This window comes from Actinophytocola sp. (genome assembly GCF_045807065.1).
In the GTDB taxonomy this organism is placed as follows: Bacteria; Actinomycetota; Actinomycetes; order Mycobacteriales; family Pseudonocardiaceae; genus Actinophytocola.
Genome location: NZ_JBJMIE010000773.1, coordinates 1 through 9,582 on the forward strand (window position 1 = coordinate 1; position 9,582 = coordinate 9,582).

A 9,582-nucleotide genomic window follows, 5' to 3' on the forward strand; every position below is an offset into this window, starting at 1 on the left:
CCGAGGTAGACGTACGGCCGGTACCGGTCCGGCGAGACGAACGCCTGGTTGATCCTGGCGCCTTCGACGCTGATGAACTCCCCGGTGAAGTCGACCGGGAACTCCCGCCGCCACAGTGCGTGGCAGACGGTCCAGAACTCGTCGGTGCGCTGGTAGCGCTCGTCGTGGGTGGAGAAGTCGCCGTAGTAGCGCAGCTCGTTGGATCCCTGGCCGGACACCACGTTGATCGTGATCCGGCCGTTCGTGAACGCGGACACCGCGTTGACCTGCTGGACGAAGTAGGTCGGCGAGATGACCGCCGCGCGGGACGCGGACATGAACTTGACGCGCTCGGTGGCCATGCCGAACGCGGCGGCCAGGACGATCGGATCGGCCCGCTGGAACCCGATCGGCATCAGCAGGTTGTCCAGGCCCAGTTCGTCGGCGCGGACACAGAAGTCACGCTGCTGGTCCAGGTCCTTGAACTGGTTGATCTCGGTCCGGAACCGCGCACCTCTGCGTCGGTCGGCGACACCGGTCGACGGCAGGCTCCAGTGGAATTGCATCCGCCGGTTGTTGGCTGGCATGTCTCACCCCGGGATAGTCCTTTTGCCGCGACGGTAGCCGCGGTTTCCGGGCGGGACCATGGCACGTTATTCCTAGGCCGGCGCGGACCCCTAGGTAGTCGGGCGAATTGGTTGTGCGGTCACAGTGGATTTCGGGTAACGTGCTGTCAGTGACGGCCTGGAGGCGGTCAATCACTCTCGGCAACAACCCCGCCGCTGTCACGGACAACTTCATCACTCGCGTGTGCGTGGTTGGGTGAGCACGTGCCGCGCGTTGCTACTTCCTGATTCCTCCTTGTTTTGGGAGAAGTTGATGACGCGCGCACGAAACGCCGGCTTCGGCCTGCTCGGACTCGGCTACCTCATCTGGTACATCCCCTACAGCGGACTCGCGAAGGCCATGTCCGCCGGCCTGCTGGCCATGACCAACGGACCCGTCGGTCGACCGGTCCTCCTCCCGGCGGCCGCCCTGGGCACGGTGGTGGCGATGCCGCTGACGCTCGCCGTCCTCCACTGGTGGCACTGTTCCCGGCGCCTCCGCCTCGGTCGCGTCAGCCAGCCGAGCTACCCGGCGGTCCGGGCACGGCTGGCCCGAACCGGTGTGCCGCCGCAGCGGTCACGCAGGCCGCTGCCCCTGTTCGTCCGCGGCAACGCCGTGCGATCGCCCATGGCGGCGGCGCACCGGGAGCCGATTCTCGCGCTGACGCCGGAACTGAACGGGCGGGACCACTGCCTCGACGGCGGTGACGTCGCCGAGCCGGGCGGTTCCGACTACGGGTCCTATGTGGACCATGCGCGCCGGCTCCAGGTGCTGGTGCGACCGCGGGTCGGCCAGGTCGGCCGTCAGCGCGGACCGGCCGTCGCGAGCGGTGGTTGATCATGCCACTGCACGTAGTCCGCCAGGTCGGCGCGGCCCGGCTGGTACCGGTTGACCGGCACCGAGTCGTCCGGGTACCCGACCGCCAGCCCGCACACGACGAGCCGGTCGGCATCGAGGTCCAGTTCCGCGCGGATGACGTCCGGGTAGCCGGCGACGCTGAACTGGGGGCAGCTGCCGAGGCCGCAGGCGACCAGCGCCAGCATCACGTTCTGCAGGAAGAAGCCCATCTCGAGGAACTGGCCCGGCATCGCGCCCGCGGGCAGGTGGAAGATCATCTCGACGGGCGCGCCGTAGAACCCGAGGTTGTCCCGCTGGTGGGCGCGGCGTGCGGTCCGGTCGTTCCTGTTGTGTCCCTTGGCGAGCAGCACGCCGGTGCTGGCCTCGCGAGCCCGGCGGTCGATTGTCTCGTCAGTGCGTGCGGCTCGGTACTCGAAGTCCGGCCGAGGGGCGGCACCGCGGTCGAACTCCGCGCACAGGCGGTACGCGAGCCGGTCCTTGCGTTCCCCGGTCACCACGGCGACCTGCCACGGCTGACCGTTGCGCGTGGACGGGGCGTGCGCCGCCGCCAGCAGCACGTTCTCGAGGAGGTCGCGCGGCACCGATTCCGTCAGAAAGGCGCGCTTGCTGTGCCGCCCATCGAGGACAGATCGAAAAGTCGTCCACGGAGAAACATCCATGACAAGGGATTGTCGTCATGACGAGGAATTTGTCCAGCCCCCGGGTCGCAGTTGGTGGAACGGTGCGTCGGAACTGCGCGATCGTGGCGACGCTGACCACGGCCGCGTGGCGAGAACGCCGTGATCTTCGCGCATTGCGGGGGATAGCGAACGGTCTACAGGTCCGCGCCGATCTCACCGGTGATTCCGATGTCGACCTACTGCGCTCTCTTTTCGACGGCGAACTGATCTACAGCCTGCGCAGCCCGGAGTACGGCGGTGCGTTCATCGGGAGTGCGGCCGAGCGGCAGCAGTGCCTCCTCGCCGCCGCCCGGTCCTACGACGTCGTGGAACTGGAGGTCGACCGGGACCTCACGCCGGAACTGCTGGCCGCCGTGCCGCCGCACCGAAGGCGCATCTGCTGGTACGGGGAGGCGCTGGACCCCTCGGGGTTCGGCGCGATCTTCGAGCGCATGCGGAACACGCCAGCGCGCCTGTACCTGCTGGCGTCCGAGGCGACGACGGTCGCACAGGCGATGGACCCGTTGCGGTTCCTCGCCGGGCTCGGTCGGTCCGACGTCACCGCCTTCGCCACCGGGGACCTCGGCCTGTTCACCCGGTTGCTCGCACCGTGGTTCGGCGCCCCCGTCGTGTTCGGCGGCCTCGGCCAGGACGTCGCGTGGGGTGTGCCACCGGTGGCACACCTGCTGGACGACTACCCCTTCCCCGACCTGCCGCCGCTGGAGCAGGTGTTCGGCATCGTGAGCCGACCCATGCGGGGATCGCAGTCGCCACGCCTGCACAACGCCGGCTACCGGGCACTCGGTCTCTCCGCGCTGTACCTGCCGTTGCCCGTGAAGGAGTTCACCGGCTCGTGGCAGGCCCTGTGCACCGGGTTCGAACAGCTGGGTATCACGTTCGGCGGGGCCACCGTGGTCTCCCCGTTCAAGGAGGAGGCGCTGCTCCTGTCCGACACCGCGAGCGTGGCGGCCAGGAGCACGGACGCGGCCAACCTGCTGGTGCGCGAGGGAAGCGGCTGGCGGGCGTGCACGACCGACCCGGCGGGTGTCGTCGGCGCCCTGCGCCGTGCCGGTGTGGGGTTGACCGGCCGCAGGGCGGCGGTGGTCGGCTGCGGCGGCGCGGGACGTGGGGCGGTGCTCGGCCTGTCGGCGGCGGGTGCCGTACCCACCATCGTGAACCGCGGGCTGGACCGCGCTCGCTACGCGGCGGACCTGCTCGGTGTCGACTACCTGCCCCTGAACCGGTTCGCGCCGGAGAACTACTCGCTCATCGTGCACGCGACGCCCGTCCGCGACGAGCCGCCGTTCGCCATCGACCGGATCGCGCCCGGCACCGTGGTCGTCGACCTCATCTACGGCCCGGCGGAGACCACGCTGGCCGCCGCCGTGCGCGCGCGCCAACAGGTCGTCGTCGACGGCTGGCAGGTGCTCGGGGTCGAGGTCGACCGGCAGTTCCGCCTGCTGACCGGCAGGTCCCTACCCGGCGAACGGGAGCCCCTCGACGGTGCCGAGATCCCGATCCCGGTCGTACCAGAGCAAAGGGAGTCCGTGATATGACCGTCCACACTGGTCCCCACGCCAACCGGCTGGCCGAGCTCTCGACGCTGGCCGAGACCTTCGCCGAACGCGCCGACGGCTACGACCGCACGGCGACCTTCCCGGTGGCGGACTTCGACGACCTGTTCGCCGCCGGTCTACACGCCCCGACCGTGCCGGTCACCCACGGCGGCCTGGGACTCGGACCGCTGCGCGGCGACGCCCTCGGGCTGTGGCTGATGACCAAACGGCTGGCCGCCGCGGACCTCTCCCTCGCCCGGTGCTGGGAGGGGCACACGAACTCGATGGTGCTCATCGACGCGCTCGGTTCGGAGGCGCAGAAGTCGCGATGGTTCGACGGGGTGGTGCGCCTGGGCGAGCGGTGGGTGGCGTGGAGCGGTGAACCGCGGGCGCCCAAGCCCGGCGAGGCCAAGGCCTTCGGCACGAACGTGCGGCGGGAGGGCGACGGCTGGATCATCGACGGCACCAAGGTGTTCGCGACCAGCGCCACCGGTGCCGACTGGGCGATCCTGCTGGTCGACACGGCCGGGCCCGGCGGTGCGAGGAACAGCACGTCCGACGCCGGCGCCGGTGTGCTGATGCTCGCCTGCGAGCTCGCCGATCCCTCCGTGTCCGTGGACGCCTCGTGGTGGGACCCGATCGGCATGCGGGCGACGGTCAGCCACCTCGTCCGCTTCGACCACACCTACATCCCGGACTCGCAGCGCATCGGCGAGGCCGGGGACTACCTGCGCCAGGGGTGGCAGACGGCGTTCATCCCGCACTACGCGGCGAGTTTCCTCGGCGCGGCGGAGGCGGCCTACGGGTACGCCCTCGAGTACGTCACGCGCCAGCGCAAGCACACCGATCCCTATGTGCAGCAACGGGTGGGGGCGATGGCCGTCGCCGTGGAGACCGGTGGGCTGTGGTTGAAGCACGTCGCGGAGCTGTGGGACTCCGGACGCAGGGCGGAGGCGAGCATGGCCGGTTCCCGGGCCCGTCACCTGGTGGAGCACCTCGCCCTGGACACCGTCGACCACTGCGTGCGCGCCTGCGGCGCCCGCTGCCTCGTCCGGCCGAGCCCGGTGGAGCGGATACAGCGGGATCTGTTGTTCTACGTGCGACACGACAATGATGACCACATTCTCGCGACCATTGGTCGCAACGCGCTGGGCGAGGCCCACGACCCCTCTTTCTACAAACCATGAGAAAAGGTACATTTCGGCCTCAGGTTACCTGAGGAAAGTTTGTGACTACTAGGGAATTCTGACCATTACTGTTCGGGGTGCGAAGTTGGTATGTTTTGACCACTTCGGTGACTTGACCGCACCGTCGGGAGGTGCCGCTACCGCGTACGCGGCGGGCGATCTGATCGCGCCGAACAGGGATTTCTCCACACCAGTTCCGCACCGTGCGGACAGCACGGGCCGAACTGGTGTGGCTCACCCAAGGATCTCGCTCGGCGGGTCAGGATTTCGGCCTGTCGTGCACGGTGAGCGGGGAGAGCCGTCCTGTACCCCCTGTCCGGGCAGGACGCTCTCCCCGCTCACAGTTGGTCGTCGTCCGTCCTTCGTGGACGGCGGCGGTCACCGCATGCTGATCCGGGTGTCCACCGCGACCTCGTCGAACTCGGTGGTGCGCACGTGCAGGTCGAGCGTCCACGTGCCCGCGACCGGGACGACCACGTCGGCGGCCTTGAACTGACCGGGAGCCGTCCTGGCGAGCGACAGCGGTACCGGCTCGATGCCGGCCTCCCGCAGCTCGAGCTGCGCCCGGACCTCCGGGACGTTCCGGTTGATCCCGCGGTCGTCCCGGACGTTCAACACGATCTGGTTGTCGCCGGTGCGTGCCGGGTCGACCCACACCTGGACGTCGCCGGAGCCGGGCAGGGCGAGCGAGCCGAGGAAGGGGCCGGCCGGGACGGCCGCCGCGCTCGGGCCGTGGTCGTGACCACCGGGTGGCACGGCGACGAGTGCGGCGGTGAGGCCGAGCACCACCACCGCGACACCGCCTTCCCAGACGACCGAGCGGCGGAGCCTGGCGAGCACGTCCTGCCGCACCAGCCGGTCGGCGGCACGGCGGGGTGCGGCGGAGACGGACAACCGCCGCCGCACGAACGACCGGGACAACGAGGCCAGCCAGAGCAACAGGCCGAACACGGCGACCTTGAAGATCAGCAGCGTGTAGTACTGGGTCCCCGGTCCGAACTCGGCGAGCTCGCGCCAGGCCTGGAGCAGGCCGGTGACGCCGAGCACCGCCACCGCCGCGCCGGCCGTGCGGGAGAACCGTGCCGCGGCGGCCGCGGCCGCGTCCTCGTCGTCCCGGCTCTGCCCGCGCCCGGCGAGCGTGCACGACGCCAGCACGACCAGGCCACCGAGCCAGACCGCCATCGCCGTCAGGTGCGCCGCGTCGACGAGCAACGCCAACCCCGACAGCAGACCGGTGTTCGCGTGCCCCGTCCCACTCCAGGTCAGCGCGAACGCGTAGCCGAGGACGGCCATGACCACGACGCTCCAGCGGGACACGGTCCTCAGCCGTGCCAACAGCACCCCGGCGAGCCCGAGCAGCGCGATCCGGACCAGCAGCAGGATCCCGAAGGTCGTCCGGGCGGTGTCCGCCAGCAGTGCCGGGTCCAGGAGGCCGGCGAGCGAGGAGCCGGCGGCATTGGGGCCCTGCAACAGCAACAGCACGACCGCCGAGACCAGGGAGGCGACCCACGCCGCGGTGATCAGCCGGCGTACCCGGCGATCGGACAGACCGGGTCGCCAGCACACGACGACGTAGAACGCGCCGCCGACCACCAGTGCCAGGCTCGCGAAGGACAGCAGCCGGAACAGCCAGAACGCGATCTCGACGAGGCCGTCCGAGCCCGCCTGCGCACCGGCGTCGGCGAGCGGGGCCGCCCGTGCCTTGCCCACGCTGAAGACGAACGCGCCGTGGACCGGGTGCGAGTCCGCGGAGAGCACCCGCCAGTTGACGACGTACACCCCGTCGCCGAGCGTGGCGGGCAGTGGCATGGTGATCCGCGCGGCGTCGCCCGACACGCCGTGGGCCGCCGGCTTGGCGATCGTCGCTCCGGTCCCGTCGAGCAGAGTGAACCCGTCCCGGACCGGGAGGACCGACTCGCTGAACCGGAGGACCACCCGCCGCGGTGCCGCGTCGAGATGCGCACCGTTGGCCGGGTTGGTCTCGATCAGTTCGGCGTGTGCCGAGGCGACGCCGCTCGACAGGAACAACAGGCCCACGGTCATCGACACGACGGCGAGGGCGGCACGCATTCGGCTGTCCACGGGACGTCCTTCCGCGCTCACTCGTCGAGCAGACCGAGATCGTGTGCGGCGACCAGTGCCGCCGCTCTGCTGTGCACGCGCAGCTTCCTGAACAGGTTGCTCTGCAGGTTCTCCACCGTGCGGATGGAGATCCCGAGCTGCCGCGCGGTTTGCTTGGTCGCGTGCCCCCGGCTGACGGAGATCAGGATCTCCTTCTCGCGAGGCGTGAGCGCGAGCTCCCACCGCCGCCACCTCTCCGTGGAGTCGGTCCGGGACGGGCCGAAAAGAGCGCGGACGTAGGTCGAGTTCGCCAGCACGTGGCCTTGCCCCGCGGCGCGCACGGCAGGCACCAGCAGATCGTCGGCCCGGGACGCGGGTACGGTCGAGATGCCGATCGCCAGCGCCTTGGTGATCTGGGAGTGCTGTAGCTCCCGGCTGTCGACGAAGACGTGCCTGCCGTCGGGCGAGGGCCATTCGGGCTCTCTCGGGTCCACCAGGACGTTGATGAGCAGGTGGTTGTCGGCACCGTTCGTCGGTTGGTCGTCGCCATCCTTGCCCAGCACGGGGATTCGGTGCTCTCCGAGGATGTCGCGCAGGTGGTCGGCGAGGCGGCCGGCGGGCGCGACGAGCACGACGCTGAGGTTGCGCCGTCGCTTGGGCACCCGCGAGTCGCCTCCTTGCGGTGGGACGGCGGGTGGTCGAAGACCGAGGCGGACGGCACTCGCGGCGGCGTGTGCCTGGTTGTGCACGTCGAGCTTGGCGAAGATACGCTTCTTGTGGTGTTCCACCGTGTGCAGGCTGATGCCCAGCTCGACCGCGACCAGTTTCGGCGGGAACCCGGCGCTGATCAGGTAGAGCACCTGCGTCTCCCGCTCGGTCAGCGCCTGCCCGTCATTTCCCGCCTGGCGTGCTATCTCCACCGGCAGGGACGGGGTTTTGATCGCGTCGAGCAAAGCGTCGAGACCGCCCGTGTAGGAGACCATCGCGCTGACACCCGCGTCGTAGGCGCGAATGACATATGCGGCGGGCAAAGTATCGTGCACACCGACCGTGCGCATGCGGCTGCCCGTTTGCAACAGCAGTTTCACAAGGCGTTCGTTGCTCCACCGCGGCGCGTCCGCTTCGAATACCGCGACCGCAGGTCTTCGAATTCTGCATAGTTGGACCAACTCCGGCCCCGACGACGCGGTGCCGGCGACGGTGATTCCCGGCTCACGGACCATATGTCGGGCGAGCGTCTCACGGATCAGCCGGTTCTCGTGTTGGAGTACGACAGTCAACGAAGGCTCTTCAGCCACGCCGATACCTCAGTTCGTAAATACTGAACGGGTACCGCATGGCACGGTGCGTGTCCCCAGAGCACCACTCCGGTTCCCGCCGACCTGCGACTCACTCCCAGGACCATGGTCCCACACCTCTGGCCGTGGGGACAGATCGCCCAGTGCAGAACAAAAGACGTTTCCCCCTAGGGGTCCCTGAACCACTCAAGTACGGACCCTGCTTGAGAAGTCACCGCTGCCGGGACCGCGTCGTCCCGCTCCGGGGCGGTGACAGCGTCGACGGCCCGATGCGCCCGTTCCCGAGGCCCGCTCGGGCATCGGAATCGAAAAACCCTTTCTCACCTTGGCTCATCCTCTGTCCACATAGTCCCTCAGGTAATGTGCACATAGGACTGGCGAGTCAGGCGTTCCGTCGCAGACGGTCGCCTGCCGACCCGGTCGGTGGCTGGCCGCCGGGCACCGCGCGGGGTGCCGGGACCGCCCGAATTCCCTAGGGGTGTGAACCTAATCCCGACCGCTGCGTAGTACTTGTCGGACGGATCCCCCTATTGAGAGGCGGACGCTGGTGGCGAGGTTGAACAAACGACTCAGGATGTCAGTGGTACTCGGTGCGATCGTGCTGGTCGGAGTGGCCGGGTGCGGCAGTGATACCGCCGCCGCGGGCAGCGGCGGTGGTAGTAGCGGCAGCGGCGCGCAGAAGGTCACGATCAAAGAGCCGACGGAGGGAGCGTCGATCACGATTCCGTTCATGTTGCGCCTCGACTCGAACGTGGAACTCGGACCGACGGATTCCGGCAAACATCACGTGCATCTCTACTTCGACGGCAACGACAGCAAGTACGAGGTGATCGAATCCGAGAACGTCCAGATCACCGACAAGTCGCCGGCGGTCGCCGGCCTGAAGGCCGGCCAGCACAAGATGAACATCTCGCTGCGCAACGCCGATCATTCGGCGGCCGGGTTCGACACCAGCATCACGGTGCGGACCGGCGGCGGTGGCGGCGGCGCACAGCCGACGGATGACGGTGGGACGGGCGGCGGTGGTTACTGAGCGGGACCGGAAGGATCCGCCGGAGGTCGTGCGGCGCAACAACGCCAGGACCCGTTGGTTTCACGCCGGCACATACCTGACCGTGCTGTTGCTGTTGTTCACCGGCTGGTGGCTCACGCTCGGCGATGAGGGCAACCCCAGCGTCGTGTCCCAACTGACGGACGTGTCGGACGCGGAGCTGCACACGTGGACGGGGTGGGTCTTCGCCGGCCTCGCGGCGTTGGGCGTGGTGCTGGGCTGGCGCGCGGCACGAACTCTGCTGGTCGACTCGGTCCGTTACCGCCGAACGGACCTGCGCTGGTTGCTCCGTTGGCCGCGCGCCGTGTTCACCGGCCGCTTCGAGCG

Annotated in this window: 9 protein-coding genes; 5 read left to right on the forward strand and 4 right to left on the reverse strand. The window is 69.2% G+C overall.

Going from position 1 to position 9,582, the window contains the following annotated elements; all coding sequences use genetic code 11:
* Positions 1-566: LLM class flavin-dependent oxidoreductase (locus ACJ73U_RS45140; protein ID WP_407783958.1), on the reverse strand; the 566-nt coding region annotated here is incomplete at its 3' end.
* Between the two features lie 292 nt (positions 567-858).
* Here ACJ73U_RS45140 and ACJ73U_RS45145 point away from each other — a divergent pair.
* Complete coding sequence (locus tag ACJ73U_RS45145; RefSeq protein ID WP_407783959.1) at positions 859-1,422, forward strand: hypothetical protein; 564 nt, start codon at positions 859-861, stop codon at positions 1,420-1,422.
* Here the strand turns inward: ACJ73U_RS45145 and ACJ73U_RS45150 are convergent.
* Positions 1,389-2,102, reverse strand: a complete 714-nt coding sequence (locus ACJ73U_RS45150; RefSeq protein WP_407783960.1) for a nitroreductase — start codon at positions 2,100-2,102, stop codon at positions 1,389-1,391. The genes ACJ73U_RS45145 and ACJ73U_RS45150 overlap by 34 nt on opposite strands.
* 62 nt (positions 2,103-2,164) lie before the next feature.
* Here ACJ73U_RS45150 and ACJ73U_RS45155 point away from each other — a divergent pair, with 62 nt between their 5' ends.
* Both ACJ73U_RS45155 and ACJ73U_RS45160 read left to right on the forward strand, forming a co-directional pair.
* Positions 2,165-3,658: a type I 3-dehydroquinate dehydratase gene (locus ACJ73U_RS45155; RefSeq protein WP_407783961.1), complete on the forward strand. Its 1,494-nt coding sequence runs from the start codon at positions 2,165-2,167 to the stop codon at positions 3,656-3,658.
* A complete protein-coding gene (locus ACJ73U_RS45160) occupies positions 3,655-4,845 on the forward strand; it encodes an acyl-CoA dehydrogenase family protein (protein WP_407783962.1) in 1,191 nt (396 codons plus the stop codon). Before ACJ73U_RS45155 ends, ACJ73U_RS45160 begins: the two co-directional genes overlap by 4 nt.
* Positions 4,846-5,223: 378 nt before the next feature.
* Here ACJ73U_RS45160 and ACJ73U_RS45165 read toward each other — a convergent pair whose 3' ends face one another.
* Both ACJ73U_RS45165 and ACJ73U_RS45170 read right to left on the reverse strand, forming a co-directional pair.
* Positions 5,224-6,927, reverse strand: coding sequence for a copper resistance CopC/CopD family protein (locus ACJ73U_RS45165; protein ID WP_407783963.1), 1,704 nt, complete (start codon positions 6,925-6,927; stop codon positions 5,224-5,226).
* Positions 6,928-6,944: 17 nt separating this feature from the next.
* Positions 6,945-7,994, reverse strand: coding sequence for a LuxR C-terminal-related transcriptional regulator (locus ACJ73U_RS45170; protein WP_407783964.1), 1,050 nt, complete (start codon positions 7,992-7,994; stop codon positions 6,945-6,947).
* 808 nt (positions 7,995-8,802) lie between these two features.
* On the opposite strand from ACJ73U_RS45170, the gene ACJ73U_RS45175 reads away from it, so the two are divergent.
* Positions 8,803-9,237 carry a hypothetical protein gene (locus ACJ73U_RS45175; RefSeq protein WP_407783965.1) on the forward strand — a complete coding sequence of 145 codons (435 nt, stop codon included), beginning with the start codon at positions 8,803-8,805 and terminating at the stop codon, positions 9,235-9,237.
* Positions 9,206-9,582, forward strand: a 377-nt coding sequence (locus ACJ73U_RS45180) for a cytochrome b/b6 domain-containing protein (protein WP_407783966.1), incomplete at its 3' end; no start/stop codon positions are given. The genes ACJ73U_RS45175 and ACJ73U_RS45180, both read left to right, overlap by 32 nt.